Source organism: Microbispora sp. CA-135349 (assembly GCF_050947365.1).
GTDB lineage: Bacteria > Actinomycetota > Actinomycetes > Streptosporangiales > Streptosporangiaceae > Microbispora.
This window is the reverse complement of record NZ_CP192001.1, coordinates 7,166,190-7,191,750: the sequence shown is the minus strand read 5'-3', so window position 1 is coordinate 7,191,750 and position 25,561 is coordinate 7,166,190. Positions and strand designations below refer to the sequence as shown.

At 72.2% G+C, this 25,561-nt stretch carries 27 protein-coding genes; 19 read left to right on the top strand and 8 right to left on the bottom strand.

Going from position 1 to position 25,561, the window contains the following annotated elements:
* The first annotated feature begins 168 nt into the window (after nt 1-168).
* The 3 genes from ACQPZZ_RS33170 (at nt 169) to ACQPZZ_RS33160 (ending at nt 3,969) form a co-directional block, all read left to right on the top strand.
* Nucleotides 169-2,247 (top strand): SpoIIE family protein phosphatase, encoded by a 2,079-nt coding sequence (locus ACQPZZ_RS33170; protein WP_432925595.1) that lies wholly within the window; start codon nt 169-171, stop codon nt 2,245-2,247.
* 139 nt (nt 2,248-2,386) lie between these two features.
* A complete protein-coding gene (locus ACQPZZ_RS33165) occupies nt 2,387-2,758 on the top strand; it encodes a YciI family protein (RefSeq protein WP_432925593.1) in 372 nt (123 codons plus the stop codon).
* Nucleotides 2,755-3,969, top strand: coding sequence for an RNA polymerase sigma factor (locus tag ACQPZZ_RS33160; RefSeq protein WP_432925591.1), 1,215 nt, complete (start codon nt 2,755-2,757; stop codon nt 3,967-3,969). Before ACQPZZ_RS33165 ends, ACQPZZ_RS33160 begins: the two co-directional genes overlap by 4 nt.
* A 76-nt stretch (nt 3,970-4,045) precedes the next feature.
* On the opposite strand, the gene ACQPZZ_RS33155 is transcribed toward ACQPZZ_RS33160, so the two are convergent.
* Both ACQPZZ_RS33155 and ACQPZZ_RS33150 read right to left on the bottom strand, forming a co-directional pair.
* Nucleotides 4,046-4,228: a hypothetical protein gene (locus tag ACQPZZ_RS33155; RefSeq protein ID WP_432925589.1), complete on the bottom strand. Its 183-nt coding sequence runs from the start codon at nt 4,226-4,228 to the stop codon at nt 4,046-4,048.
* A gap of 421 nt (nt 4,229-4,649) precedes the next feature.
* Nucleotides 4,650-4,850 (bottom strand): hypothetical protein, encoded by a 201-nt coding sequence (locus tag ACQPZZ_RS33150; RefSeq protein ID WP_363644048.1) that lies wholly within the window; start codon nt 4,848-4,850, stop codon nt 4,650-4,652.
* A gap of 73 nt (nt 4,851-4,923) precedes the next feature.
* Between ACQPZZ_RS33150 and ACQPZZ_RS33145 the strand changes: the two genes are divergently transcribed.
* The gene (locus ACQPZZ_RS33145) at nt 4,924-6,156 is read left to right on the top strand and encodes an MFS transporter (protein WP_432925587.1); all 1,233 of its coding nucleotides are present in this window, start codon (nt 4,924-4,926) and stop codon (nt 6,154-6,156) included.
* Here the strand turns inward: ACQPZZ_RS33145 and ACQPZZ_RS33140 are convergent.
* On the bottom strand, nt 6,153-6,905 hold the full coding sequence (locus ACQPZZ_RS33140) for a TetR/AcrR family transcriptional regulator (RefSeq protein WP_432925585.1): 753 nt from the start codon (nt 6,903-6,905) through the stop codon (nt 6,153-6,155). The two genes, ACQPZZ_RS33145 and ACQPZZ_RS33140, sit on opposite strands and share 4 nt — an antisense overlap.
* Before the next feature lie 200 nt (nt 6,906-7,105).
* Between ACQPZZ_RS33140 and ACQPZZ_RS33135 the strand changes: the two genes are divergently transcribed.
* A complete protein-coding gene (locus ACQPZZ_RS33135) occupies nt 7,106-8,569 on the top strand; it encodes an MFS transporter (RefSeq protein WP_432925583.1) in 1,464 nt (487 codons plus the stop codon).
* Nucleotides 8,570-8,764: 195 nt separating this feature from the next.
* Here the strand turns inward: ACQPZZ_RS33135 and cofC are convergent, their stop codons facing one another.
* Entirely contained in the window at nt 8,765-9,415 is a 651-nt protein-coding gene (cofC, locus tag ACQPZZ_RS33130; protein WP_432925581.1) for a 2-phospho-L-lactate guanylyltransferase, read from the bottom strand.
* Nucleotides 9,416-9,493: 78 nt separating this feature from the next.
* On the opposite strand from cofC, the gene ACQPZZ_RS33125 reads away from it, so the two are divergent.
* The 3 genes from ACQPZZ_RS33125 to ACQPZZ_RS33115 all read left to right on the top strand — a co-directional run bounded on the left by ACQPZZ_RS33125 (nt 9,494) and on the right by ACQPZZ_RS33115 (nt 12,557).
* Nucleotides 9,494-10,294 carry a lysophospholipid acyltransferase family protein gene (locus ACQPZZ_RS33125; RefSeq protein ID WP_432925579.1) on the top strand — a complete coding sequence of 267 codons (801 nt, stop codon included), beginning with the start codon at nt 9,494-9,496 and terminating at the stop codon, nt 10,292-10,294.
* Between the two features lie 53 nt (nt 10,295-10,347).
* Nucleotides 10,348-11,355 (top strand): NAD(P)H-dependent glycerol-3-phosphate dehydrogenase, encoded by a 1,008-nt coding sequence (locus tag ACQPZZ_RS33120; protein ID WP_363644060.1) that lies wholly within the window; start codon nt 10,348-10,350, stop codon nt 11,353-11,355.
* A gap of 86 nt (nt 11,356-11,441) precedes the next feature.
* Complete coding sequence (locus ACQPZZ_RS33115; RefSeq protein WP_432925576.1) at nt 11,442-12,557, top strand: D-alanine--D-alanine ligase family protein; 1,116 nt, start codon at nt 11,442-11,444, stop codon at nt 12,555-12,557.
* Here the strand turns inward: ACQPZZ_RS33115 and ACQPZZ_RS33110 are convergent, their stop codons facing one another.
* Both ACQPZZ_RS33110 and ACQPZZ_RS33105 read right to left on the bottom strand, forming a co-directional pair.
* Nucleotides 12,558-13,013, bottom strand: coding sequence for a DUF3515 domain-containing protein (locus ACQPZZ_RS33110; RefSeq protein WP_432925574.1), 456 nt, complete (start codon nt 13,011-13,013; stop codon nt 12,558-12,560).
* Between the two features lie 23 nt (nt 13,014-13,036).
* On the bottom strand, nt 13,037-13,270 hold the full coding sequence (locus ACQPZZ_RS33105; protein WP_363644066.1) for an Lrp/AsnC family transcriptional regulator: 234 nt from the start codon (nt 13,268-13,270) through the stop codon (nt 13,037-13,039).
* A 65-nt stretch (nt 13,271-13,335) separates the two neighbouring features.
* Between ACQPZZ_RS33105 and ACQPZZ_RS33100 the strand changes: the two genes are divergently transcribed.
* The 3 genes from ACQPZZ_RS33100 to thiD all read left to right on the top strand — a co-directional run bounded on the left by ACQPZZ_RS33100 (nt 13,336) and on the right by thiD (nt 16,736).
* Nucleotides 13,336-14,286: a thiamine-phosphate kinase gene (locus ACQPZZ_RS33100; RefSeq protein WP_363644193.1), complete on the top strand. Its 951-nt coding sequence runs from the start codon at nt 13,336-13,338 to the stop codon at nt 14,284-14,286.
* A 70-nt stretch (nt 14,287-14,356) separates the two neighbouring features.
* A complete protein-coding gene (locus ACQPZZ_RS33095) occupies nt 14,357-15,784 on the top strand; it encodes a hypothetical protein (protein WP_432925572.1) in 1,428 nt (475 codons plus the stop codon).
* 154 nt (nt 15,785-15,938) lie between these two features.
* Nucleotides 15,939-16,736: a bifunctional hydroxymethylpyrimidine kinase/phosphomethylpyrimidine kinase gene (gene thiD, locus ACQPZZ_RS33090; RefSeq protein WP_432925570.1), complete on the top strand. Its 798-nt coding sequence runs from the start codon at nt 15,939-15,941 to the stop codon at nt 16,734-16,736.
* A 108-nt stretch (nt 16,737-16,844) separates the two neighbouring features.
* Here thiD and ACQPZZ_RS33085 read toward each other — a convergent pair whose 3' ends face one another.
* Together ACQPZZ_RS33085 and rpmB are read right to left on the bottom strand one after the other, a co-directional pair.
* A complete protein-coding gene (locus ACQPZZ_RS33085) occupies nt 16,845-17,042 on the bottom strand; it encodes a hypothetical protein (protein ID WP_432925568.1) in 198 nt (65 codons plus the stop codon).
* A 105-nt stretch (nt 17,043-17,147) separates the two neighbouring features.
* Nucleotides 17,148-17,333, bottom strand: coding sequence for a 50S ribosomal protein L28 (gene rpmB, locus ACQPZZ_RS33080; RefSeq protein ID WP_030506042.1), 186 nt, complete (start codon nt 17,331-17,333; stop codon nt 17,148-17,150).
* A 230-nt stretch (nt 17,334-17,563) separates the two neighbouring features.
* Between rpmB and ACQPZZ_RS33075 the strand changes: the two genes are divergently transcribed.
* The 8 genes from ACQPZZ_RS33075 (at nt 17,564) to mutM (ending at nt 25,534) form a co-directional block, all read left to right on the top strand.
* Nucleotides 17,564-19,138, top strand: coding sequence for a DAK2 domain-containing protein (locus ACQPZZ_RS33075; protein WP_432925566.1), 1,575 nt, complete (start codon nt 17,564-17,566; stop codon nt 19,136-19,138).
* Nucleotides 19,139-19,174: 36 nt separating this feature from the next.
* Nucleotides 19,175-21,337, top strand: a complete 2,163-nt coding sequence (gene recG, locus ACQPZZ_RS33070; protein ID WP_432925563.1) for an ATP-dependent DNA helicase RecG — start codon at nt 19,175-19,177, stop codon at nt 21,335-21,337.
* A gap of 409 nt (nt 21,338-21,746) precedes the next feature.
* Nucleotides 21,747-22,316, top strand: coding sequence for a 16S rRNA (guanine(966)-N(2))-methyltransferase RsmD (gene rsmD / locus ACQPZZ_RS33065; RefSeq protein WP_432925561.1), 570 nt, complete (start codon nt 21,747-21,749; stop codon nt 22,314-22,316).
* Nucleotides 22,317-22,332: 16 nt separating this feature from the next.
* On the top strand, nt 22,333-22,809 hold the full coding sequence (coaD, locus tag ACQPZZ_RS33060; protein ID WP_432925559.1) for a pantetheine-phosphate adenylyltransferase: 477 nt from the start codon (nt 22,333-22,335) through the stop codon (nt 22,807-22,809).
* A gap of 70 nt (nt 22,810-22,879) precedes the next feature.
* The gene (locus ACQPZZ_RS33055; protein ID WP_363644082.1) at nt 22,880-23,434 is read left to right on the top strand and encodes a YceD family protein; all 555 of its coding nucleotides are present in this window, start codon (nt 22,880-22,882) and stop codon (nt 23,432-23,434) included.
* Nucleotide 23,435: 1 nt separating this feature from the next.
* Nucleotides 23,436-23,615, top strand: a complete 180-nt coding sequence (gene rpmF / locus ACQPZZ_RS33050) for a 50S ribosomal protein L32 (RefSeq protein WP_030506036.1) — start codon at nt 23,436-23,438, stop codon at nt 23,613-23,615.
* A 278-nt stretch (nt 23,616-23,893) separates the two neighbouring features.
* Nucleotides 23,894-24,643 (top strand): ribonuclease III, encoded by a 750-nt coding sequence (gene rnc, locus ACQPZZ_RS33045; protein ID WP_363644085.1) that lies wholly within the window; start codon nt 23,894-23,896, stop codon nt 24,641-24,643.
* A 15-nt stretch (nt 24,644-24,658) separates the two neighbouring features.
* Complete coding sequence (mutM, locus tag ACQPZZ_RS33040) at nt 24,659-25,534, top strand: bifunctional DNA-formamidopyrimidine glycosylase/DNA-(apurinic or apyrimidinic site) lyase (RefSeq protein WP_432925556.1); 876 nt, start codon at nt 24,659-24,661, stop codon at nt 25,532-25,534.
* Nucleotides 25,535-25,561 lie beyond the last annotated feature (27 nt).

Genomic DNA, 25,561 nt, shown 5'->3' with positions numbered 1-25,561 from the left:
CCGGGCGCCGTTCGTCGTTGTATGCCCCGGCGCCCTCGGCCGCGGGAGGGCGCCGACCCTACCCTTGACCTGTGCAAACGTGTGTAGTCTGCAGGTAAGCGAGTCGAGGGGCGCATATGCGGGGGACCCACCGATCGCGTGCATACGGTTCGACCGGGGGAAAAAGTAGTGCAAGTCGGCCAAAAGCCTGAGTCCAGCCGGGTGGCGCTGGACGTGTTCGACCGTGCACCGGTCGGAGTCCTGGTTACCCGGGGGAAGGATCATCGGCTCCTTTACATCAACGACGCCTTCCGCGCGATGGCCGGGAACCGGCCGATCGGCGCGCCGGCCTGGAAGGCCCTGCGCGACATCCTCGGACCGGACTTCCCCGGGGTGCTCGGCGACGTCCTGACAACCGGGGAGACCGTGTGCGTCGACGAGGTCTCCGCGACCGTGGCCGACCCTGGCGGCGGACCACGCGAGCGCCTCTTCCGGGTGAGCCTTTCCGGGATCCCCCTGCCCGGCGGCGAGAGCGGGCTGCTGGCGGTGGCGCAGGAGGCCACGGCGCAGGAGGTCACGGCGCAGGAGGTCACGGGGCGGGCCGACGCCATGCCGCGGACCCGCGACCTGGAGAAGGAGCTGCGCCGCCTTCAGCGCCGTTACCGGAGCATGGCGTGGGCGGGCGCGCACATGGTGTGGGTGACCGGTCCCGACGGCGAGGTCAGGGAGGTGAGCCGGGGCTGGCAGCGCATCTCGGGGCAGACACTGGAGGAGAGCCGCGGTTACGGCTGGCTGCGGGCCCTGCATCCCGAGGACCGCGAGCGGGCTCTGGACGCCTGGACGCGGGCCGTCGAGCTGGCGAACCCGGTCTGGGAGCAGGTCTTCCGCGTCGCGGCCTCGGACGGCGCATACCGGCACATCCGGTTCCGGGCCGTGCCGGTGTACGAGGACGGCGCCGTGGTGGAGTGGGTGGGCGCCTCCGCCGACGTCGAGCAGGAGTGGCAGGAGGAGCGGCGCCGCCGTCTGCTGGACCTCGCCGCGGCCGCGGCCACCGACATCACCAACCTGGAGGAGATGTGCCAGGCGATCGCCGGCGTGATCGTGCCGGAGCTCGCCGACGCGTGCCACATCTACCTGCTCCCCGAGTCGAGCGGTAGCCTCCCCCACACGCCGATCGTCACCGAGTGTGCCGCCGCCGCCGTGCGCCCGGGCCTGCCGACGCTGCCCCCGCGGCGCAAGGAGTATCACCCCGTCGACAGCGGGTTCGTACGCGCGGTGCGGCGGCGCGGCCCCGTCCACGTGTCCTTTCCTCCCGGACGTCCCCCGTTCCCCTGCGCCGACAAGGTCACGAAGTGGCTGGCCGAGGCCCGATCGCACAGCATGGCCCTCCTGCCGATCGTCGTCGAGGGCGAGGTGGCGGCCGTGGTCGCGACCGCCGTCTGCGGGGAGCGCCCGCCCATCGCGCCGGACGACGTTCACCTGATGCGGGAGATGCTCGACCACGCGCACGACGCGATCAGCAAGGCTCTGCGCTTCCGCCGCACCCAGCGGGTGGCGCTGGCCCTGCAGCACAGCCTGCTGGCCGAGCCGCCCCACATCTCCGGCCTGGAGCTCGCCGCCCGCTACCAGGCGAGCCCGACCGCCGCGGAGATCGGCGGAGACTGGTACGACGCGTTCCAGCTGTCCTGCGGCGCCCTCAACGTGGTCATCGGGGACGTGGCCGGGCACGATCTCGCCGCCGCCGTGTCGATGAGCCAGGTGCGGAACATGCTGCGAGCGCTCGCCGTCGACCGCGAACTCGAGCCCCCGGCTGACGTCCTGCGGCGGTTGAACAGAGCCCTGGAGACCCTGAACGGCGAGAGCACGGCGACCTGCGTGCTGACCCGCCTGGAAAGGGACCGCGACGGCGTGTGGCAGCTGGCGTACTCGGTGGCCGGGCATCCGCCGCCGTTGCTGGTGACCGGCGACGGACAGGGCCGCTTCCTCGAGGACGCGGGCAACCCCCTCCTCGGCCTGTACCACGGCCGCCCGTGGACCAGTGCCGTGGCGCCGTTGCCGCCGCACAGCACCCTGCTGCTCTACACCGACGGCCTCATCGAGCGGCGGGGAGAGGACCTCGGTGAGGGCCTCGAACGGTTGCGGCGGTGCGCGGAGCCGCTCGCCCGCGAACCTCTGGGCCGGTTCTGTGACGAGCTGCTCACCGAAATGCCGGTGACGGGGGAGGACGACGTCGCCATGATCGCGCTGCGCGTGCCGTCGCCCGCCTGAGCGCGTCGATCGCGACGAGCAATGCCGGCAGCGCCAGGACGGCCAGTCCCAACCATGCCCGGTTGACTCGCATATGCGGAAACTCCCTGTTCTCTCGACGTCGGCCCGGCGGGGGCTCGCGACCCACGAGGAGAACGAGATGAAGTTCCTGATCAGCATGCACATCAACCCGGCCGTGCTGGACGCGCTGACCGACGAGGAGAGGGCGGCGATCGGCGAGGGCCACGGCAGGTTCATGGAGGAGCTGAAGCGGTCCGGCGAGCTGATCACCACGCAGGCCCTGGCCGACCCGTCGCAGGCCGCCGTGGTGTCCGTGCGCGACGGCCGGCCGGTGGTCACCGACGGCCCCTTTCTGGAGTCGAAGGAGTATCTGGGCGGCTTCTATCTGATCGACTGCGAGAACAAGGAGCGGGCGATCGAGCTGGCGGCGCGGATCCCGGACGCCGCGATCGAGGGTCTCGGGATCGAGGTGCGGCAGGTCATGTTCGCCGACGGACAATTGGAGGCATGACGGCACCGGTCATCGAGGACCTGCTGCGTGAGCTCACGCCGCAGGTCCTCGGCGCGTTGGTACGCCGGCACGGCCGGTTCGAAGGGTGTGAGGACGCCGTGCAGGAGGCCGTCCTCGCCGCCGCCGTGCAGTGGCCGGCCGAGGGCGTGCCGGACAACCCGCGCGGCTGGCTGTCGACCGTCGCGTCCCGGCGGCTCATCGACCAGATGCGCAGCGATCACGCGCGGCGCGAGCGGGAGTCGGCGACGGCCGCCGTCGAGGTGCCGCCGGAGGACGTGCCGGACACCGACGACACGCTCGTCCTGCTGTTCCTGTGCTGCCATCCGGCACTGACGGCGGCCTCCCAGATCGCCCTGACGCTGCGGGCGGTCGGCGGCCTGACCACCGCCGAGATCGCCCGCGCGTTCCTGGTGCCCGAGGCCACCATGGCGGCCAGGATCAGCCGGGCCAAGCAACGCATCAAGGCCGCCGGCAGCTCGTTCGGCCTGCCGGACGGCGCGGAGCTCCAGGAGCGGCTCCGGGTCGTCCTCCACGTGCTCTATCTGATCTTCAATGAGGGGTACACCGCCTCCTCGGGCAGCGAGCTGCACCGCGCCGACCTCGCGTACGAGGCGATCCGGCTGACCCGGATGGTGCACGCCCAGCTGCCCGAGGACGGCGAGGTGACCGGGCTGCTCGTGCTGATGCTGCTGACCCACGCCCGCCGGGATGCCCGTACGACCCCGGCCGGCGACCTGGTGCCGCTGGACGAGCAGGACCGCACGAGGTGGGATCGCGAGCTGATCGACGAGGGCGTCGAGCTGGTCAAGGCGTCGCTGGCCGGCCCGGCGCTGGGGCCTTACCAGCTGCAGGCCGCCATCGCCGCCACGCACGCCGGCGCGGCCACGGCCGGGGAGACCGACTGGACGCAGGTGCACGCCCTCTACCTGATCCTGGAGCGGATCGCGCCCAACCCGATGGTCACCCTCAACCGGGCCATCGCGCTCGCCGAGGTCGAGGGCCCACGGGCCGGGCTGGCCCTGCTGTCCGGCCTGGACGGTGACGAGCGGATGGCCGGGCATCACCGGCTGCTGTCCGTACGGGCGCATCTGCTGGAGAAGACCGGCGACATGGCCGGGGCGTACGAGCACTACCGGCGCGCCGCGAAGGCCACCGCCAGCATCGCCGAGCAGCGCTATCTGGAGTCCCGGGCCGGCCGGGTGAGGGCATAGACCCCGCCCTGCCCTGGACCCCGCCGGACGCTCGCCACGACATCGCCGCAGGCGGGCGCCCGGAGCCCGGTTCTTCTCACATCCCCAGCAGGTGCCGGAGGACCAGCAGCCCGATGTCCAGCCCCACCTGCAGGCCGATTCCCACCTCGGCGGAACCCACCAGCGCGAGGGCGAGAGGCATCAGGACGGGGAACAGGACACGGGCCGTCCGGGCCAGGATCTGCGGCAGCGTGTTCGGAACGGAAATCGTGATCGTCATGACGGACCTCCTGTCTCATGCCGGACGTGCGGCACGGATGAGAACCCGTCACCTTGCCTGACAGCGGGCGGCGACCGCCTCGACGACGCCGGAGCCCCGCGTCGTGCCGGGGAGGGTGACGGGATGGGACGGTTGCGGACTACTGCCGGAAGTCATCCCGACCACCTCCTCACGGTCGTGACGCCCCTGGTGCGGCGGATGGCCGCCGGCGGCGTCTGACGATCTCTCGCCCCTTCACGCAGGAGCCCCTCCAGTAGAACCCCGGCCGGGTCACCGGGTCAAACCCGCCCTGGTCAGGGGAGCCTCACGGGATGACCGGCGGGGCGGGGGAGCCGAATCCGCGCAGCAGGGTGCCCACGCGCGGGTCGCGAGCGAGGAGCTGCAAGCTCGGTCGTTCACGGCCGAGAAGCCGACTGGCGATTCAGGGCGTCGGGAACGTGGAGAGCGTCACGTAGGTGACGCGGCCGTCCGCCATGACGAGGGCGACCCGCTGGCCGGGGCGCAGGTGCCGCAGCGGCCCGGCGTCGAACGCCTCGCCGTCGAAGGGGATCCGGGTGCCGTCGTCGAGGAAGGCCCAGCCCGAACGGGTCGCTGGGTCGAAGCTCTGCACCGTCGCCTGCACGCCGCCAGCCTACTCGCGCGGGGCCCGGCAATTGGTTTGACCATCTAACTATCGTGGTGTCAGCATCGTCCGCATGTCTGCGGTGGCGAGCGGAAGCCTGTGGCGCGTCAGGGACTTCCGGCGATACGCCGGGGCCGACGCGATCAGCAAGCTCGGCAGCGAGGTCTCCCTGGTCGCCCTGCCGCTCACGGCGGCGCTCACCCTCCACGCGAGCCCGTTCCAGGTGGGGCTGCTCACCGCCGCCGAGATGGTGGCGTTCCTGCTGGTCGGCCTGCCCGCGGGAGCCTGGGTGGACCGGATGCGGCGCCGTCCCGTGCTGGTCGCCGCCGACGTGGTCCGCGCGCTGGCGCTGCTGTCGATCCCGGCCGCGGGCGTGCTCGGCGTGCTCGGCCTGCCCCAGATGTACGCCGTGGCCCTGCTGAACGGGCTGTGCACGGTCTTCTTCGACGTCGCCCACCAGAGCTACCTCCCGGCCATCGTCGGCAGGGAGGACCTAGCCCGCGGGCACGGCACGCTCGCCGCGAACCAGTCGCTCGCCCAGCTCGCGGGCCCGGGGATCGGCGGCTGGCTGGTGCAGGCGCTCACCGCCCCGATCGCGGTGGTCGCAGACGCGCTGAGCTACGCCGGGTCCGCGCTGCTGCTCCTCGGCGTACGCGCGGACGAGAAGCCCGACGATAGGGACGCCCGGGGCGGAGGCCGGCTGTGGACGGAGATCGCCGAGGGGCTCTCGTTCGTCGCGGGGCAACCCGTCCTGCGCCGGGTCGCCGCCGTCGGAGCGCTAATGATGCTGTCGTTCGGCCTGTGGTCGGCCACGGTGCCGCTCTACCTCGTCCGCGAGGTCGGCACCAGCCCCGGCACGTACGGCATGCTGCTGTCGGCCGGTGCGGTGGGCGGGGTGGCCGGCGCCTGGCTCGCCCCGCGGATCGCGGGCCGCCTGGGAAGGGGGCGGGCCATGTACGCCTCGGCGTGGGCGGCCACGGTGTGCACCGCTCCGCTCGCACTGACGGCGGCGGGGCCCCGGCTGCTGATCCTTCCGGTGGCCCTGGCCGCGAGCGGGGTGGCGACCACCGTCTTCAGCGTGGCGCAGGGGGCCTACCGTCAGTCGATCTGCCCGCCGCATCTGCTCGGCCGGCTGAGCGCCACCATGCGCTTCCTGATGTGGGGCGCGATGCCGCTCGGCGGCCTGCTGGCGGGCACGCTCGGCCAGCTCGCCGGGGTGCGCGTCGCGTTCTGGGCCGCCTGTGGGTTTTACACGCTCGCCCACCTGCCGGTCCTGATCGCGCCCCGGATCCGCGAGGTCGCTTAGGCCTCCTCGCTCTCCTTGCCCTCCTCGCCGGGGTCCGGCTCGCCGATGTAGGAGGCGAGGCCACGCAGGATGATCTCCAGGCCGAGCTCGAACCGGTAGTCGTTCGACTCGTCGATCATGATGTCGGCGAGCGCGACCAGGTTCGGGAACCGGTCGGGCGGCAGGGAGGCGAAATAGTCGTTGATCTCGTCGCGCAGCTTGTGCCACGAGCTGTGGGTCTCGCGGTAGCGCTGCTGCCAGAGGCTCTCCTCCAGCGCGAACCCGTTGATGTACGTGGACAGCATGTCGCCGGAGATGGCCAGGACCCGCCGCGGCATCCCGGAGGCGCCGAGGACGGCCATCAGCCGCTCCACGTAGGGGAGCAGCTCCGGCGTGAACGGGACGTGCCCCATCGCGAGCTTCGTCAGGTCGCGACGGCTGAGCAGCCGCTCACGCGCCTGGCGGGCGAAATCCTTGACCTGCTCCCGCCAGTGCTCGGGGTCCGGCTCCGGAATCTCGTAGCCCTCGAACATGCGGGTGTACATGAGCTGCAGCAGTTCGTCCTTGTCGCGTACGTGCACGTACAGCGCCGAGACGGCGACACCGAGCTCGGCGGCGACCTGCCGCATGCTCAGCCGGTCGTAGCCCTCGCGGTCGAGGACCGTGTAGGCGGCGTCGACGATCCGCTCACGGGTGAGGGGCACCCTGGCCGGCGTACGTCGCTTGGGCGGACGCTCCCACGGCGGTGTGGGCATGTCCGGCTGCGTCATGAAGGACCTCCCGCTGTTCCGCCCATGCTAATGAACACCGCTCCGCGTTCACGAACACCGATCTGTGAACGAGATATATCTTGTGTCCTCCGCAATCGAGATATATCGTGGCGAACATCGAACTTTGCGCTGAACACTGATCGGTGCTAGAACAGCGCTCACTTTACTATGAACACTGTTCAGTCCCTAAGGGAGGGATGATGTCGGAACCCGTCACGGCGACCGCGCCGCCGGCGTCGGCGGCTGGAGCGCCGTACCGCTGGCGCTGGGCCGCTCTCTTCGTGATCCTCGCCGGCGAGGTCATGGACATGCTCGACGCGATGGTCACCAACATCGCGGCGCCCAACATGCGCGCCGACCTCGGCGGTTCCGAGGCCGTCATCCAGTGGCTGGGCGCCGCCTACACGCTCGCGATGGCCGTGGGGCTCATCACCGGCGGCCGACTCGGGGACATCTTCGGCCGCAGGCGTATGTTCCTGATCGGAGCCGCCGGGTTCACCGTGGGGTCCCTGCTGTGCGCCGTCGCCCAGTCGCCCGAGATGCTGGTCGGCGCCCGGGTGATCCAGGGCCTGTTCGGGTCCGTCATGCTGCCGCAGGGCCTCGGCATGATCAAGGAGATGTTCCCGCCCGAGGACGTGGCCAAGGCGTTCGGCATGTTCGGGCCGGTCATGGGCCTGTCGGCGGTCGGCGGCCCGCTCCTCGCCGGCTGGCTCGTAACGGCCGACTTCTGGGGCACCGGCTGGCGGATGATCTTCTTCATCAACCTGCCGCTCGGCCTGGCCGCGCTCCTCGCCGGGCTGCGTTTCCTGCCCGAGTCGAGGTCGCCGCGGCCGCCGCGACTCGACCTGGCCGGGGTCGCGCTCGCGTCCGTGGGCGCCTTCCTGGTGATCTACCCGCTGGTGCAGGGCCGCGAGCACGACTGGCCCGCGTGGGCGTTCGTGATGCTCGCCGCCTCGGTGCTCGTGTTCGCCGTCTTCGGCTGGTTCCAGTCCCGCCGCAGCCGCACGGGCGGCGACCCGCTGATCGTGCCGAGCCTGTTCCGCAAGCGTGCGTTCACCGGCGGTCTGTTCACCGGCATGGTGTTCTTCTCCGGCATGGCCGGGTTCATGCTGGCCTTCAACCTCTACTGCCAGCTGGGGCTCGGCTACTCGCCGCTCAAGGCGGGGCTCGCGACGGTTCCCTCGTCGATCGGCACGCTTCTCGGATTCGGCGCCGCGATGGGGCTGCAGAAGTTCGGGCGCAAGCTGCTCCAGGGCGGCACCCTGGTCATGACGCTGGGCGTGATCGGCGTCGTGATCACGCTGAACATCGCGGGCATGCACGTCAGCCCGTGGCAGCTCGCTCCCGCGCTGGCCGTCAGCGGTTTCGGCATGGGCATGCTGATGGCGCCGTTCTTCGACATCGTGCTCGCCGGCGTGGAGGAGCACGAGACGGGCTCGGCGTCCGGCACACTGACGGCGGTGCAGCAGCTGGGCAACGCGTTCGGCGTGGCCCTGCTCGGCACGGTCTTCTTCGACCTGCTCGGCGACGTGCCCACCGCCGGGAGCTTCGACCAGGCCATGAAGGTCACCCTCTGGGTGGTCGCCGGAATGCTCCTGCTCACCTTCGCCGTGGCCTTCCTGCTGCCCAAGCAGGCCCGGGAGAACGCGGAGGCGGCCCACTGACACGACGACACGGGCGACCACGCCGGAGCGGGGGCTCGGCGTGGCCGCCTTTCGTGTGTCCGCCCTTCGCGCGTCCGGCTTTCGTGTGTCCGGCTTTCGTGTGTCCGGCTTTCGTGTGTCCGGCGCCGCCTCCGCCCCGGGGCCGGCCGGACGGTCAGCAGGGCGGGCGGCTCACCGGCCGAACGACTCTCCTCTCTACGGCCGGGGAGCCGTGCCGCGGAGGATTCGGGCGGCGACCTCGGCGGTGGCGGGGCCGACGCCCAGGGTCAGGGCGTCGCGCAGGTCCTCCACGGTGTCCACGTCCCTGCGTACGGAGGCGATCCCGGGCAGGGTCAGCTCCTTCGCCCCCCGCGACAGGTGCCTGGCCCTCGACTCGCCGCCGAACCCCGGCCGGAAGGACACGCCCGGTCGTACGCCGTAGAAGGTCGTGCCCACCTCGGCCGTGTCGGGAACGAACGCCTGGTCGAACTCCGCCGCCGCCGCGAGTGCCGTCTCCAGCTCGGCGGGCCGCAGGGCGGGCAGATCGGCCTGCAGAGCGCCGACGGCGTCGCCGGGCGCGAGCCGTACCGCCTCCTCCGCGCCCGCACGCAGAGCGGTGTTCAGCCCCCGGTCCGGATCGGCCACGACGTGGGCCCCGAGCGCGGCCAGCCGCCGCGCGGGCAACGGGTCGGCCGTGACGACCACCACGCGCGCCACCAGCGGGCACCGCAGCGCCGCCACCACGGTGTCGGAGGCCACCGCGACCGCCAGATCGGTCCGGTACGGCCCGGCCGCCGCGGCGAGCCGCGTCTTGGCCCGGATCAGGGTCTTCACCGGGACCACTATTGACCATTGCGCGAGGTGCATGCCTGTAGCATCCCGCCTCGACATCGCGCATGGCCAACCGGGAGACTTGTCCCGGATCCCGGTGATTTTGGAGACCCTGTGAGCCACCCCAGCGAGCCCTCGTCCGACCCGACCAGCCCCCAGGCCACACCCCCGGCCACACCCGTCCCCGCCAGGGTGAGCCGCCGTGCCGGCCGGCCGCCGCGCTTCTGGGAGGCGCTCGCGGTCGTCGTCGTCAAGCCGCTCTCACGGCTGTTCGTGAAGCGGCGGTGGCGCGGCGGGGAGAACATCCCCCGAACCGGCGGACTGATCATCGCGGTCAACCACCTGTCGTGGTCGGACCCCGTGCTGCTCTCGCACTACCTGTACAACAACGGGCGGTGGCCGACGATCCTGGCCAAGGCGGGTCTCTTCCGGATCCGCGGACTCGGTCACGCCATCGCGCAGCTCCAGGCCATCCCGGTCGAGCGCAACAGCACCGAGGCAACCAAGTCGCTCAAGATCGCCGAGGAGCGGCTGCGGAGCGGCGCCTGCATCCTCTTCTATCCCGAGGGCACCATCACCCGCGATCCCGACCAGTGGCCCATGGTGGGCAAGACCGGCGTCGCCCGGCTGGCCCTCGCGACCGGCGTGCCGGTCGTCCCGATCGCCCACTGGGGCGCCCAGGAGTTGCTGCCGTACGGGGCGAAGAAGCCGCGCCTGCTGCCCCGCACGACCTTCCACGTGCTGGCCGGGCCGCCGGTCGACCTGTCCAGGTACGCCGGGCAGCCCATGCGCGGCTCGGTTCTGCGCGACGCGACCGCCGACATCACGGCCGCCATCACCGAACTGCTGGCCGAGATCCGGGACGAGAAGGCGCCAGAGGTCCCCTTTGACCCCAAGAACGCGGCTAACGGCTGAGCGGAGCGTACGGTGAGGGGGGAGCGCGCGGAGCAAGAGGAGTGGTGCGGCCAGTGAGCAGGGCGGCTGTTTTCGGAACGGGCTCGTGGGGCACCACGTTCGCGATGATCCTCGCCGAGGCCGGCACCGCCACGACCCTGTGGGGCAGGCGGGCGGAGATCGTCGACGCGATCAACGAGACCCGGGAGAACCCCGAATACCTGCCGGGGATGCGGCTGCCCGACACCATCCGCGCCACGACGGACCCCGCCGAGGCCATGGAGGGCGCCGATTTCGTGGTCCTCGCGGTGCCGTCCCAGACGCTGCGCGCCAACCTCCAGGTGTGGAAGCCCCACATCCCGCCGGAGGCCGTGCTGGTCAGCCTGATGAAGGGCGTCGAGCTCGGCACGTGCAAGCGGATGAGCGAGGTCGTCTGCGAGGTGGCCGAGGTGCCGGAGCGCCGGGTGGCCGTGGTTTCCGGGCCCAACCTGGTGCCCGAGCTGGCCCAGCGGCAGCCCGCCGCGGCCGTCGTCGCCTGCTCCGACGAGGAGGTGGCCGCCCGGCTCCAGGAGGCGTGTCACCTGCCGTGGTTCCGGACCTACACCAACCCGGACGTGGTGGGCGTCGAGCTCGGCGGCGCGGTCAAGAACGTGATCGCGCTGGCCGTCGGGGTCGCGGCCGGCATGGGCCTGGGCGACAACGTGCGGGCGACGCTCATGACGCGCGGGCTGGCCGAGATCGCCCGGCTGGGCGCGGCGCTCGGGGCGGACCAGCACACCTTCGCGGGCCTCGCGGGCATGGGCGACCTCGTCGCGACCTGCACCTCGCCGCTGTCGCGCAACCGCACGTTCGGCGAGAACCTGGGCCGCGGCATGACGATGGCCGAGGTCGTCGCGGCCACGAAGCAGACGGCCGAGGGCGTCAAGTCGTGCGAGTCGGTGCTCGAACTGGCCAGGAAACACGACGTGGAGATGCCCATCACCGAGGTGGTCGTCGGCGTCGTCCACGACGGCATGACCCCCGGTGAGGCCGCGGTGCTGCTGATGTCGCGCACGCCCAAGCCGGAGCGCTACGGCGTCTGATCAGGTCTGATCGGGGATAACGGACCTCCGCGACGCGCGCGGCTGACAAGCCGTTTTGCGCCTCGAACACGGTAGATTCGGGCATCATGAATGAGGATCGCGAGTCCCCGTCACGCGTGCGCGTGGCAGTCGTCTTCGGCGGCCGCAACTCCGAGCACGCCGTTTCCCTGATGGGCGCCGGCAGCGTGCTGGAGGCCATCGACCGGTCGAAGTACGAGGTCATCCCCATCGGCATCGCCCCGGACGGGCGCTGGGTGCTGGCGTCGGGCACCCAGTCCTACGCGATCGAGTCCGGCCGCCTGCCCGTCGTGGACGACTCCGGCACGGCGCTCGCGCTCCCCGGGGACTCCGGCACTCTCGTGGCCCTCGAATCCGGTGAGATCCCGCGCGCGCTCGGCCGGGTGGACGTCGTGTTCCCCATGCTGCACGGCCCGTTCGGCGAGGACGGGACGATCCAGGGTCTGCTGGAGATGGCCGGCGTCCGCTACGTGGGCTCCGGCGTGCTGGCCAGCGCGGTCGGCATGGACAAGGCGTACATGAAGCTCGTGCTGCGCGCCGCGGGGCTGCCGGTCGGCCCGTTCGTGGTCGTCCGCGACCGCGACTGGCGGCTCGACCGCGGCCGGGTGCTCAAGGAGATCGAGGAACTGGGCTGGCCGGTGTTCGTCAAGCCCTCCCGGGCCGGGTCGTCGCAGGGCATCTCCAAGGCGCACGACCCCGAGTCGCTGGAGGCGGCGATCGAACTCGCCCGCGAGCACGACCCGAAGGTGCTGGTCGAGGCCGCCATCGCCGGTCGGGAGGTCGAGTGCGCGGTGCTGGAGTCGCTCGACGACGCCGCTCCCGCGGCGAGCGTCCCCGGCGAGGTGCTCGTCCGGGGCGACCGCGAGTTCTTCGACTTCGAGGCCAAGTACTACCCCGACCAGATGGCGCTCCAGGCGCCGGCCGACATTCCGGCCGAGGTGGCGGAGACGGTGCGGTCCATGGCCGTGCGCGCGTTCGAGGCGCTCGGCTGCGAGGGTCTGTCGCGGGTCGACTTCTTCTACACGCCGTCCGGAGAGCTGATCGTCAACGAGATCAACACCATGCCGGGCTTCACGTCGCTGTCGGTCGCGCCGCAGCTGTGGGCCGCCACAGGCCTGCCGTACGACGGCCTGGTCGAGCGGCTGATCCAGCTCGCGCTGCGCCGGCCCGCGGGCCTGCGCTAGCTACTCGGGGATGCTGGACTTGATCGGCTCGGCGAGGTCGACCAGCACGGCCCCGGGCTGGTGGCCCTTGCCGATCGTCACCTCGACGTACGCGACCCGGTTGGTGGACGTGAACAGCGTCGGCCGGCGCGGGTCCTGGAACCAGCCGACGCCGTTGATGTCGGAGACCTCCGCCGTCGGCTCCATCGCGGCCGGCCGGGGCACCCCGCAGCGCAGGGCGATCTGGCCGTCGCCCCACACGGCGACGTACGGCGAGGGAGGCTCGGAGGCGGCCCGGCCGAGCCCGTCGAGCGTCTTCGGCAGTGCCGTGCCGAGCGTGCGGCAGGCCGCCGCCGCCTCGCCGGTCGGCGTGGGCGGCTCCACGTGCACCGTGGACGAGCAGCCGGCGAGCAGGGCGAGCGCCGCCACGACCGTGGTCGGCAGCGTCGTTCGTGCGGGCCCCTTCGCCTCTCGCATCGTCTCCCCGGCTCGTCTTCCGCTCAGATGTGAACGATCGGGCACGTCAGTGTACGGGTGATGCCCTGCACCGCCTGGATCTTGGCCACCACGAGCTTGCCGAGCTCGTCCACGTTGTTGGCCTGGGCCCGGACGATCACGTCGTAGGGGCCGGTGACATCCTCGGCCTGGGTGACCCCGGGGATGGTGGAGATCTCCTCGGCCACGTTGGCGGCCCTGCCGACCTCGGTCTGGATAAGGATGTAGGCCTGCACCATGACGCCCTCCGGATAGAGATCAGTGCCGGAGCGTAACCGTACCTCGAATGCACTAGGGGTGTGCTATCACAGTCGGAGATCTCGGCGAATTCGGAGTAATTCAACGTATATCGGGACGCCTTCCGCGGACCGCCGCCGTACTGCTGGGCCCCGGCGACGACGCCGCGGTCCTGAAGGCCCCCGACGGCCGGGTTGTCGTGAGCACGGACCTACTGATCGAGGGTAGGCACTTCCGTCGCGACTGGTCGAGTGGCTATGACATCGGCCGTAAGGCGGCGGCACAGAACCTTTCCGACATCGTTGCCATGGGGGCCGATCCCACCGCCCTCGTGGTCGGCCTGGGGCTGCCCGCCGACGTCGCCGCCGACTGGCTGGACGCCCTGACCGACGGCTTCCGCGACGAGTGCGACCTGGTGGGGGCGACGGTGGCGGGGGGCGACATCGCGCGCTCCGAGACCGTCGTGCTCGGCGTGACCGCGCTCGGCGATCTCGGCGGCCGGTCTCCGGTGACCCGGTCCGGCGCGCGTCCCGGCGACGTGGTCGCCGTGGCGGGCCGTCTCGGACACGCCGCGGCCGGTCTGGCCCTGCTCGGGGCGGGGGTGACCGGCGGCGCCCCGGATCTCGTGGCACTGCTGGAGGCGCACCGCCGTCCCCGGCCGCCGTATCCCTGTGGTCCGCGGGCCGCGCTGCTCGGCGCGACGGCGATGCTCGACGTCAGCGACGGCCTGCTGCAGGACCTCGGTCACGTCGCCGACGCGAGCGGCGTGGCCGTCGAGCTGGACGCCGCCGCCCTGCCCGTGCCCGAGGCGCTGTCCGCGGCGGCGCGCGATCTCGGCGCCGACCCCCTGGAGTGGGTGCTGACCGGCGGTGACGACCACGCTCTGGCCGCGACGTTCCCTTCCGGGGTACGGCTGCCGCCCGAGTGGACGCCCGTAGGGGCGGTCACGCAGGGGAGCGGAGTGCGCGTCGACGGTCAGACCTGGACCACGGGGGGATGGGACCACTTCCGAGGATGATGTGAAATTTGTGACATAGGCGTATTAGATCTGTTATTAAGTATGGCGGTCGGCAACAGGAAGGACCTCGATGGGCCGTCATACGGCAGGACGCAAAGCACGAGAGGGGCAGCCCTCTCCGGCTCCCGGCGACCCGCGGGAGACGGGCTCCGGCCCGGACCACCTGGCCTTCCGTCCGCCGGCGGCACCGGGTGGCGCCCCGGCGACCCTTCCCGCAAGCGGCTACGCCCGGCCGGGGACGGGCGGCGGGGACGCGCCCTGGCCGGCGCCCCCCGCCGGCGGTGGTGTGCCGTGGCCCGTGCCGCCGGAGGAGGCGGCCGGTGGCCGTGCGCCGTGGCCGGCGCCGCCCTCCGAGGCGACGACCCGGATGTTCGCCGCACTGTCGCCCGAGAGCCTGGAGTCCGAGAGCCGGAAGTCCGAGAGCCGGGAGCCTGAGAGCCTCGCGTCGTCCCGGCGTCCGATGTCGCCGGGGAGATCCGAGGGCGGAGGCGTCACCGGCCGGGACGACCGCGTGGAGCGGCCGAGACGCCTGCGGCGGCTGGCGCTCGTGTCGGGGCTGTCGGTGTTGGTCGCCGTGGGCGTCACGACCGGCGGTGCCCGCCTCATCGCCGGGCGGGCTTCCCTGAGCATGGACCAGACGACGACGGCCTGCCCGGCTTCCGCGGACTGCGCCGCCGCGGGGGCGTCTCACGCAGAGCCGGGCTCCGGCGAGTCCCTCGGCGGGACACCCGTCCAGAGCGACTCGACCGGCGATCCGACCGGCGACCCGGTAAGGAACGGCCAGGAGGATTCCGGCGAGACCGGCGCCGATGAGAGGGAGAAGGGCCAGAAGGACGCGGGGAAGAGCACGGCAGGGCAGGACAAGCCGGCGAGGCCCCGGTCCACCCCGGCCCCCACGGCGAAAGGCCGGGATCGCGACCACACGGCCGCCCGTACGCGCACTCCGTCCACCGCCGCCCCACGGGCGTCGGCCCAGGCGTCCGCGCAGGACGGCGACGCTCCCGTCGCCGTCGCGCCCGCCGGAGACGGCACGGAGAACACCGCGCCCGGCGGAGACGCCCGGCCCGGTGAGGACGCCCCCGGCGACAGCGGAAGCACCGAGGACGCCGCGGGCACGGACGCGGCCGGCACAGGCACGGACACGGCGCGGACGGAGTTCGCTTTCGCCGGCGGTCCTGCGGTGCGGGTGGGGTTCACGGTGACACGCCGTGCCGGGAGCGGCTACACGGCACGGCTCGCCGTACGCAACGAGGGGCCGGCCCTGCCCGCCTGGACCATCAGGCTGGCCGTCGGCGGACAGGTGACCGCGGTCGAGGGGGCGGACTGGCGGCAGCAGGGGAACACCCTGATCCTGAGCTCGCAGACCGCGCTGGGCGAAGGCGGCACGCTGACGTTGACCGTCCGCGCCGACGGAGCGTCCGCCGCACCCGCCGACTGCGTGCTCTCCGAAGGACGGTGCGAGGTGAGCGGCCCCGGTCCGTCCAGGCGCCGCGGCTGACCCGCTCCGTTCCGCCCCGTTCCGCCCCGCCCCGGCCGCCCCGCTCCACCCCGGCCCGCCCCGTTCCGGCCCGCCCCGGCCCGCCCGGCCGGGGCGGCCATCCGGGGAACGAGGCGCTTCGGGGGAGCGGCGGGCGTTTTGGTTGGATGGTCGCATGACCACCCCACCACGTGTCCTGACGATCGCGGGCTCCGACTCCGGCGGCGGCGCCGGCATCCAGGCCGACCTGAAGACCATGCTGGCCCTCGGCACGCACGGCATGAGCGTCATCGCGGCCGTGACGGCGCAGAACTCGCTCGGCGTGCAGGGCTATTGGGAACTGCCTCCAGAGGCGGTGCGGGCGCAGCTCGACTCGGTCCTCGGCGACATCGGAGCCCAGGCGATCAAGACGGGCATGCTGGCGTCGTCCGTGCTGGTGGAGACCGTCGCGGAGGTGCTCGCGGGCGTGACCGCGCCCGTCGTGGTGGACCCGGTCGGCGTGTCCAAGCACGGCGACAGCCTGCTCGCGCCGGAGGCCGTGGAGACCGTCAAGAGCGTGCTGCTGCCGGTCGCGACCGTGGTCACCCCCAACCTGTGGGAGGTCGAGCAGCTCACGGGCGTCAAGGTCGAGGATGAGGGCGACATGCCCCGCGCCGCCGAGGCCGTGCTGGCCCTCGGCCCGAAGTGGGCGCTGATCAAGGGTGGCCACCTGCCCGGGGAGCCCGTGGACCTGCTCACCGACGGGTCGAGCGAGCACCGCTTCACCGCCGAGCGGCACGACAACCGGCACACCCACGGCACCGGCTGCACGCTGGCCTCCGCCATCGCGTCGTACCTCGCTCTCGGCGAGGACGTGCCCGGAGCCGTACGGCGGGCCAAGGAGTATGTCACGGGCGCGATCGCGCACGGCTTCCCGCTGGGTGCGGGCATCGGTCCCGTGGACCACGGGTGGCGTCTGCGCCGCGCCCTCTGAGCAGCCGGCGGCCGATGGGGGCAGGCGCCGCGGCGCCCCGACGGCAGCCGCACCGTTCACCTGGTCATGCGCCCCGCGGCGTCCGGGCAGGGGCCGCGCCGCCGAGAGTCACAGCAGGCGGCCGAGGGGATCGTGGGCGAGGCGGCGCAGGACGGTCGCCACCTCGGTGCCCTCCGGCTCGGGCCGCGTCCCGGACTCCACCGCGTCGGCGAGCGCCGTGAGTTCTCGCGGAGGAAGCAACGCGCCGTCCAGGTCGCGCAGGCGGAGCTTGATCCGGCGTCCCGAGGGGTTCTGGGCGACCAGCATGGCCAGCACAAGGGCGCCCGGATCCCCATCGCCGGGGAATCCGGTGTCCGGGCATGCGAAAGCCCGCCACCGGAACCGGTGGCGGGCTTCGCGGATGTCAGACGGTCAGCGCGTGACCTTGCCCGCCTTGATGCAGGAGGTGCAGACGTTCATCCGCTTCGGCGTCCCGTTGACCACCGCGCGCACAGTCTGGATGTTGGGGTTCCAGCGGCGGCGGGTGCGGCGGTGCGAGTGGGAGATGTTGTTGCCGAAAATCGGCTTCTTGGCGCAGACGTCGCAGACGGAAGCCACGGTAATCGCTCCTTTGAATCAGTCGATCGGCCCGGCGCCGGTGCAGCGGCTCGTCCGAGCAATGCCGGGACAACCGGCTGGCCACACGAGGATATCCGATGTTCGCCGGTGCACGCCAAACGGGACTCCGGCGGACGGGGATAGTCTCGTACCCGCCAACGGTAGCGCATCGAGGGGCCGGAGCGGGTAGCGCATCGAGGGCAAGAGCGCGCGGAAGGAAGGTCGGCCGGATGCTCAAGGTGCTCGATCCCCCCGCGGTGCGCCGGTGGTCCCGCCACTGCGCGGCGGCCCTCGGCCGGGCCAGGGCGGACATCGACGCGCTCAACGTGTTCCCCGTCCCGGACGGGGACACCGGCACCAACCTGCACCTCACGATCCTGTCGGCGGCCGAGGCGCTGGACGCGCTGCCCGGCGACGCGGACGGGGGCGCGACGTGGGAGGCACTGACGCGCGGCGCCCTGCTCGGCGCGCGGGGCAACTCCGGTGTGATCGTCAGCCAGGCGCTGCGAGGCATGGGCCAGGTGCTGGGGCGCGCGCCGGGAGGCGGCGCCGACCTGCGTGAGGGCCTGACGAGGGCGGCCGAAATGGCCAGGGCGGCGGTGATGCGGCCCGTGGAGGGCACGGTGCTCAGCGTGCTGTCGGCCGCGGCGCACGCCGTACGCGACGCGCCGGACGACCTGAACGAGGTGGCCCGCCGGGCGGCGGACGAGGCACGTCGGGCCCTGCGCCGGACGACCGGGCAGCTCGGCGTGCTGTCCCGCAACGGCGTGGTGGACGCGGGCGCGGCCGGGCTGGTGATCCTCCTGGAGAGCCTGGCGGAGGTGGTGGCCGAGGCGTACAGCGAGCGGCACGAGGTGCCCGCCCCGGCCGCGCGGATCGCACCGGAGGAGCTCGGGCGGCAGGACGCGGACGGCCCCGGATACGAGGTCATGTACCTCCTGGACGCGGGCGCGGACGAGGCGGACCGGCTGAGGGACGAACTCGACGCGCTCGGGGACAGCCTCGTGATCGTCGGGGGAGAGGGCCTGTGGAACGTCCATGTCCACGTGGACGACGCCGGCGCGGCGATCGAGGCCGGGCTGCGGGCCGGGCGCCCGCACCGGATCAAGGTGACCTACCTCGGGGGACGGCCGCATGAGCCGGGCCCGGCCCGGGGCGTCGTCGCGGTCGCCGCGGGGGACGGCCTGGCGGCGCTGTTCCGTGAGGCGGGAGCGGTCGTCGTGCGGCGCGAGCCGGGCTCGGCGCCGCCGGCGGCGGCCCTGCTGCGGGCCGTCCGCGAGGCCGGGACCGAGGTCGCCGTGCTGCCCAACGACGCGGCCGTGCACGACGTCGCCGTGGCCGCCGCGGAGATCGCCAGGGAGGAGGGCGTGACGGTCAGCGTCCTGCCCACCCGGGCGTCGGTGCAGGGCCTGGCCGCGCTGGCCGTGCATGACCCGCTGCGCCGCTTCGACGACGACATCGTGGCGATGACCGACGCCGCCGGGCACACCCGCCACGGGCACGTGTGGGTGGCCGACCGCGCCGCGATGACCAGCGTCGGGCTGTGCCGGATCGGTGACGTGCTCGGCGTGGTGGACGGCGAGGTCGCGCTGATCGGCGCGGACCTGGCCGAAGCCGCGGTCGAGGTCGCCCGGCGCCTGGTGTCCGGGGGCAGTGAGATGGTCACGCTCGTCACCGGCGCCGGCGCGCCCGAGGGCCTCCTCCGCGCCGTACGCGATCATCTGGAGCGCGTCCGCCCGGATCTGGAGATCGTCGTGTACGAGGGCGGGCAGGGCGGCTATCCCCTCCTGATCGGCGTCGAGTAGCCGGATTGTCGGCCCACAGGGGTAGTAATTGGTGTCGTGACGAGCTTCGACGAGCCGCTCAAGAAGGTGGTCGGCAGGTCGGCCGCCCCCCTGGAGAGCGCGCTGGGCATCAGCACGGTCGGTGAACTGCTGCGCCACTATCCGCGGCGGTACGCGCAGCGGGGGGAGCTGACGCCGATCGCGTCGCTGGAGCACGACGAGCACGTCACCGTGGTCGCCAAGGTGTCGTCCGCCGTGCGCAGGCCGATGAAGAACCGGCAGGGCACCTGGCTCGACATCGAGGTGACCGACGGCAAGGAGAAGCTGCACCTGGCCTTCTTCGGCAAGGGCGCCTACGTGGCCGAGCAGCGGCTCACCCCGGGCACCGAGGCGATGTTCTCCGGCAAGGTGAGCGTCTTCGCCGGCGGGAGGACCAGGCGCGTCTCGCTCACCCATCCCGAGTACGAGTCGTTCGACGAGACGGAGGAGACGGCCGAGGAGTTCGCCTCCGCGCTGGTGCCGATCTACCCCTCCGGGCAGGGGCTGCCGAGCTGGAAGATCCGCCGGGCCGTGCGCACGGTGCTCGACGTGCTGAGTCTGGACGACCCCGTGCCCGGCGAGATACGGGAGCGGCTGGGGCTGCTGCCGATCGAGGAGGCGCTGCGGCGCGTCCACCGGCCCCGCAGCCAGGCGGACGTCGGCCGCTCGCACGATCGGCTGAAATTCGACGAGGCGTTCGTCCTGCAGGCCGTTCTGGTGCGGCGGCGCATCGCCGCCTCCGCCTGGCTCGCCAGGGCCCGCCCCGGGCGCGACGACGGGCTGCTGCGGGAGTTCGACAAGCGGCTGCCGTTCCAGCTCACCGACGGGCAACGGCAGGTCGGCGAGGAGATCGCCGCCGACCTCGCCCGCGAGCACCCCATGCACCGGCTCCTGCAGGGTGAGGTCGGCGCGGGCAAGACCGTGGTCGCGCTGCGCGCGATGCTGCAGGTGGTGGACTCCGGCGGCCAGGCCGTGCTGCTCGCCCCCACCGAGGTCCTCGCCCAGCAGCACCACCGCTCGATCGTGAACATGCTGGGCGATCTCGCGGCCGGCGGGATGTTCGGCGGGACGTCGGTCGCGCTGCTCACCGGCTCGATGGGGGCCGCCGCGCGGCGCAGCGCGCTGCTCGACGCGGCCTCCGGCGCGGCCGGCATCGTGATCGGCACCCACGCCGTGCTGCAGGAGCACGTCCAGTTCGCCGACCTCGGCCTGGTCGTGGTGGACGAGCAGCACAGGTTCGGCGTCGAGCAGCGTGACGCGCTGCGTGAGAAGGGCGGCGGCGGGCGTCCCCACGTGCTGGTCATGACGGCGACGCCGATCCCGCGCACGGTCGCGATGACCGTGTTCGGCGACCTGGAGGTCTCCACGCTGTCCCAGCTCCCCTCGGGCCGGGCCCCGATCACCACCCACGTGGTGCCCGCCGCCGAGAAGCCGCACTTCCTCGACCGCGCCTGGCAGCGGATCCGGGAGGAGGTCGGCCTGGGCCGCCAGGCGTACGTGGTGTGCCCCCGCATCGGCGATCAGGAGGGCGACGAGGGCGACCTGGCGAAGGACGACGACGAGCGCAGGCCGCCCCTGGCGGTGCTCGACGTCGCGCGCATGCTCGTGGAGGGGCCGCTCGCCGGCCTGCGGGTCGAGGCGCTGCACGGCAAGCTCGCGCCCGAGGACAAGGACGCGGTGATGCGCGCCTTCGCCAGGGGCGAGATCGACGTCCTGGTCGCGACCACGGTCATCGAGGTCGGCGTCGACGTACCCAACTCGTCGGTGATGGTCATCATGGACGCCGACCGTTTCGGCGTCTCCCAGCTTCACCAGCTGCGCGGCCGGGTGGGCCGGGGAGGCCTGCCCGGGCTGTGCCTGCTCGTGAGCGAGGCCCCGGAGGGCACCCAGGCGCGCCGCAGGCTCGACGCGGTGGCCACGACCCTCGACGGCTTCGAGCTGTCCCGTGTCGACCTGGAGCAGCGCAGGGAGGGCGACGTGCTCGGCGCGGCCCAGTCGGGGCGCAAGTCGTCACTCAAGCTGCTGCAGCTTCTTCGCGACGAGGACGTGATCGAGACCGCCAGGACCGAGGCGACCGCCCTGTTGTCCGCCGATCCCGAGCTGTCGGCCCATCCGGGCCTGCGCGCCGAGATCGACACCATGGTCGCCGACGAACGCGCCGAGTTCCTCGAGAAGGCCTGAACGCCGTCCCCGCCACGGCGCCCCGCGGGCGGGGGCGCCCGCGGCCCGCGCCCGCGGGTGCCGCGGTATGCGCCCGGAAAGTGAAACGGGCGCCGTGTGAAACACGACGCCCGTTGAATGACCCAGGGCCCAGCCTTGGGACGGCCTCCCCCCGAATGCCGTCCCCGGCTGGGCCCACCCTCGGGTCAGGTGCCGAGGGCGCCGACGTGCGGAAGGGCTCACGACCACGCCGGCCGGCCTTCCCCTGGGTCACCGTGAAGGCCGCAGAACTCATGATGCGCATGTGACGGAGCCCGCGATACGGCTCTTACTCATTCGTCGCCGCCGCTTGCCCACTCTTGACCTGCGCGATCTTTCGGGCCCTCCGCCCGCCGTACGGAAAGGGCGTCGGGGGCGGGACAATGAGGGCGTGACGCGGGTGATCGCAGGGACGGCGGGGGGACGCAGACTGGCCGTGCCGCCGGGGAAGTCGACCAGGCCGACGAGCGACCGCACCCGGGAGGGCCTGTTCGCCACCGTCGGTTCCGTGCTCGGCTCGCTGGAGGGGGCCCGGGTCCTCGATCTGTACGCCGGGTCCGGCGCCGTGGGGCTGGAGGCGCTGAGCAGGGGGGCCGCCCACGCGCTGCTGGTCGAGTCGGAGGCCAAGGCCGTACGCACGATCAGGGAGAACATCGCGTCCCTGGGGCTGCCGGGGGCGTCCCTGCGGGCCGAGAAGGTCGAGCGGGTGGTGGGCCGGCCGTGCGAGAAGCCGTACGACTTCGTCTTCGCCGATCCGCCGTACGCCGTCTCGGACGAGGCGGTCTCGCGGGTGCTGCTGGCGCTGCACGACAACGGCTGGCTGGCCGAGGGCGCGCTGGTGGCCGTCGAGCGGGAGTCGAGGGGTAAGGACCTGATGTGGCCCGTGGGCTTCACGGAAGACAGGGTCCGTCGGTACGGTGAGGCGGCCGTTTGGTACGGTCACGCAGCCGGGAACCCGTAGATCATGGGGGTGCGCCTTGCGTCGCGTCGTCTGCCCGGGGTCGTTCGATCCCGTCACCAACGGACATCTGGACATCATCGGCCGGACGTCACGGCTGTACGACGAGGTCGTCGTGGCCGTGCTCATCAACGTCGAGAAGCACAGCCTGTTCACCGTCGACGAGCGCATCGAGATGCTGCAGGCGGTGACGAAGGAGTACGGCAACGTCCGCGTCGAGAAGTTCCACGGCCTGCTGGTCGACTTCTGCAGGCAGCAGGGCATCCCGGCCATCGTGAAGGGTCTGCGGGCGGTCAGCGACTTCGACTACGAGCTGCAGATGGCCCAGCTCAACTATCGGATGTCGGGCGTCGAGACGCTGTTCATGTCCACCAACCCGGAATACTCGTTCCTGTCGTCCAGCAGGCTCAAGGAGATAGCCCGGTACGGCGGGGACGTCTCCGGCCTGGTCCCCGACCTCGTTCGCCAGCTGCTCGTGGAGCGGCTCAGAGGCTGAACCGGGGCTGGTATTCTTGCCTTTCAGCCTTGCACGACGGCGGTGATTCGCCATGCCTAACGAGAGCAGGATGAGTCTGCACAGCCTCGATCCCCGAGCCCCCTGGGTGATCTCCACCCATGACCTGGGGCGCCGACCGGGATCGATGCGCACGCTCAGCCCGGTCCTCCCGGCACCGGCGGACCTCGCGGTCGGAATGATCGGCGTTCCCAAGGACGCCGACGTCGAGCTGGACATCCGGCTCGAGGCGGTGATGGAGGGTGTGCTCGTCACGGGCACGGCGCAGGCTCCCCTGACGGGGGAGTGCTCGCGCTGCCTGGACCCGTTGACCTCGGAGATCGAGGTCGACTTCCAGGAGCTCTACTTCTACTCGGCGGAGGACGCCGGAGAGGACGATCTGCTCCTCGACGGCGAACTGCTCGATCTCGAGCCGGTATTCCGTGACGCGGTGGTGCTCGCACTGCCGCTGAGCCCGGTGTGCGGTGAGGACTGCCCCGGTCTCTGTGCGGAGTGCGGGATCAGGCTGGCGGAGGCCGGCCCTGACCACCGGCACGAAACCGTCGACGCCCGCTGGGCGGCGCTGCAGGGTTTGGTTGTGGAACAGGAAGACGATCAGGAGGGTTGACGTGGCCGTCCCCAAGCGGAAGATGTCGCGGAGCAACACCCGCGCCCGCAGGTCCCAGTGGAAGGCGGCGGCGGTCGCACTCGTGAGCTGCCCGCAGTGCCGCTCGCCCAAGCGCCCGCACGTGGCGTGCCCGACCTGCGGCACCTACAACCGCCGTCAGGTCGTCGAGCCGTCGGCCTGATCGCGCGTAGAGCGTTGCCTCACGCAGCAATCGGAAACGCCGGCCGGATCGTCAAGGCGAGCCGGTCGGCGTTACCGTGCTCTTAAGGAACGTGCGGCTTTCAGGGAACGTGCGGTGGCGGTTGGACGGTACGCACCGACATGCACGCCCGCGGCCGTGGTGGACGCCGGGGCCATCGGCTCCCGGCGGACCGGCGTCCACCACGCCTTCGGGCCTTCGGCCGGTCCACCTGCCTCCCGTGCACGGCCTTGCCTGCACATAGGAGTTGGGAGGATTTCATGGCCGCGCCGTCTGTAAAGCCCGTGCCCGTCGAGGTCGCCAGAGACGAGCTGTTCCAGACTCTGGACGTCCGGCTCAGCACCGGCATCCTTGAGCGGGCGCTGACGCACCGCTCGTACGCCTACGAGAACGGCGGGCTGCCGACGAACGAGCGCCTGGAGTTCCTGGGCGACTCGGTGCTGGGTCTCGTGGTGACGGACACGCTGTTCCGCAACCACCCGGACCTGCCGGAGGGCCAGCTCGCCAAGCTGCGCGCCGCCGTGGTCAACATGCGGGCGCTCGCGGACGTCGCCAGGACGCTCGACCTCGGCAAGTACCTGCGGCTCGGCCGCGGCGAGGAGGGCACGGGCGGCCGGGACAAGTCGTCCATCCTGGCCGACACGCTGGAGGCCCTGATCGGCACCGTGTACGTCGACAAGGGCCTCGACGAGGCGTTCCGGGTCGTCCACCTGCTGTTCGACCCGCTCATCACGCGCTCGGCGTCGCTCGGCGCCGGGCTCGACTGGAAGACGTCCCTGCAGGAGCTCACCGCCGCCGAGATGCTCGGCGTGCCGGAGTATCACGTGGACGAGAGCGGGCCCGACCACGCCAAGTCGTTCTCCGCGATCGTGCGCGTCGGCGGCAAGGAGTACGGCAAGGGCGCGGGGCGCAGCAAGAAGGAGGCCGAGCAGCAGGCGGCGGAGGCGGCCTGGACCGCGATCCGCGCGCTGCGCGACGCCCGCGACGGCGCCGGGCCCGTACGGGCCTGACCCGGGAGACGGCGCATGCCCGAGCTGCCCGAGGTAGAGGTCGTCCGCAGGGGCCTGGAGAGCTGGGTCGCCGGCCGTACGGTGGCCGCGGCCGAGGTTCTGCACCCCAGGGCGGTCCGCCGCAACGCCGGCGACCTGCCCGCCCAGCTCAAGGGCCGCACGCCGGTGTCGGCGGAGCGGCGCGGCAAGTACCTGTGGCTGCCCCTGCGGGACGGCGCCCAGGAGGAGCCGGATGAGGCCCTGATCGCCCACCTCGGCATGAGCGGCCAGCTTCTCGTCGTCGACCCGCTGTCGCCCATCGAGAAGCACCTGCGCGTGCGCATGGGCTTCACCGACGGCGGCCCGGAGTTACGGTTCGTCGACCAGCGCACCTTCGGGCATCTCCTGGTGGCCCCGATGACCTCCGGTCCCGCCCGGCCGGTGCCCGAGCCGATCGCGCACATCGCCGCCGACCCGCTGGAGGACGCCTTCGACGACGAGGAGTTCGCCGTGCGGCTGCGGCTGCGCCGTACGGGGGTCAAGCGGGCGTTGCTCGACCAGTCGCTGATCAGCGGGGTGGGCAACATCTACGCGGACGAGGCGTTGTGGCGGGCACGCCTGCACTGGGCGCGGCCGACCGAGACGCTGACCCGGCCGAAGATCGCCGAACTGCTGGCGGCGATCCGCGCGGTCATGGGCGAGGCGCTGGAGCAGGGCGGCACCTCCTTCGACAGCCTGTACGTGAACGTGAACGGCGAGAGCGGCTACTTCGACCGCTCGCTCGCGGTGTACGGCAGGCGGGACGAGCCCTGCCGCCGCTGCGGGACGCCGGTCCGCCGGGAGGCGTTCATGAACCGGTCCTCCTACAGCTGTCCGAAATGCCAGCCCCGCCCCAGGAACGCACGTCCCTGAGTAGGCACCCCGGCCTGTCGCGGCCGA

Bases quoted from the DNA above. Each gene is read 5' to 3' on its own strand.
- ACQPZZ_RS33055 (WP_363644082.1), top strand. From the start codon at position 22,880: ATGAGTCTGCACAGCCTCGATCCCCGAGCCCCCTGGGTGATCTCCACC.
- ACQPZZ_RS33085 (WP_432925568.1), bottom strand. From the start codon at position 17,042: ATGCTGGTCGCCCAGAACCCCTCGGGACGCCGGATCAAGCTCCGCCTG.
- rnc (WP_363644085.1), top strand. From the start codon at position 23,894: ATGGCCGCGCCGTCTGTAAAGCCCGTGCCCGTCGAGGTCGCCAGAGAC.
- ACQPZZ_RS33105 (WP_363644066.1), bottom strand. From the start codon at position 13,270: ATGGTGCAGGCCTACATCCTTATCCAGACCGAGGTCGGCAGGGCCGCC.
- thiD (WP_432925570.1), top strand. From the start codon at position 15,939: ATGACCACCCCACCACGTGTCCTGACGATCGCGGGCTCCGACTCCGGC.
- ACQPZZ_RS33165 (WP_432925593.1), top strand. From the start codon at position 2,387: ATGAAGTTCCTGATCAGCATGCACATCAACCCGGCCGTGCTGGACGCG.
- ACQPZZ_RS33155 (WP_432925589.1), bottom strand. From the start codon at position 4,228: ATGACGATCACGATTTCCGTTCCGAACACGCTGCCGCAGATCCTGGCC.
- cofC (WP_432925581.1), bottom strand. From the start codon at position 9,415: ATGCACCTCGCGCAATGGTCAATAGTGGTCCCGGTGAAGACCCTGATC.
- ACQPZZ_RS33145 (WP_432925587.1), top strand. From the start codon at position 4,924: ATGTCTGCGGTGGCGAGCGGAAGCCTGTGGCGCGTCAGGGACTTCCGG.
- ACQPZZ_RS33160 (WP_432925591.1), top strand. From the start codon at position 2,755: ATGACGGCACCGGTCATCGAGGACCTGCTGCGTGAGCTCACGCCGCAG.
- mutM (WP_432925556.1), top strand. From the start codon at position 24,659: ATGCCCGAGCTGCCCGAGGTAGAGGTCGTCCGCAGGGGCCTGGAGAGC.
- ACQPZZ_RS33140 (WP_432925585.1), bottom strand. From the start codon at position 6,905: ATGACGCAGCCGGACATGCCCACACCGCCGTGGGAGCGTCCGCCCAAG.
- ACQPZZ_RS33075 (WP_432925566.1), top strand. From the start codon at position 17,564: ATGCTCAAGGTGCTCGATCCCCCCGCGGTGCGCCGGTGGTCCCGCCAC.
- ACQPZZ_RS33110 (WP_432925574.1), bottom strand. From the start codon at position 13,013: ATGCGAGAGGCGAAGGGGCCCGCACGAACGACGCTGCCGACCACGGTC.
- ACQPZZ_RS33095 (WP_432925572.1), top strand. From the start codon at position 14,357: ATGGGCCGTCATACGGCAGGACGCAAAGCACGAGAGGGGCAGCCCTCT.
- ACQPZZ_RS33115 (WP_432925576.1), top strand. From the start codon at position 11,442: ATGAATGAGGATCGCGAGTCCCCGTCACGCGTGCGCGTGGCAGTCGTC.
- ACQPZZ_RS33135 (WP_432925583.1), top strand. From the start codon at position 7,106: ATGTCGGAACCCGTCACGGCGACCGCGCCGCCGGCGTCGGCGGCTGGA.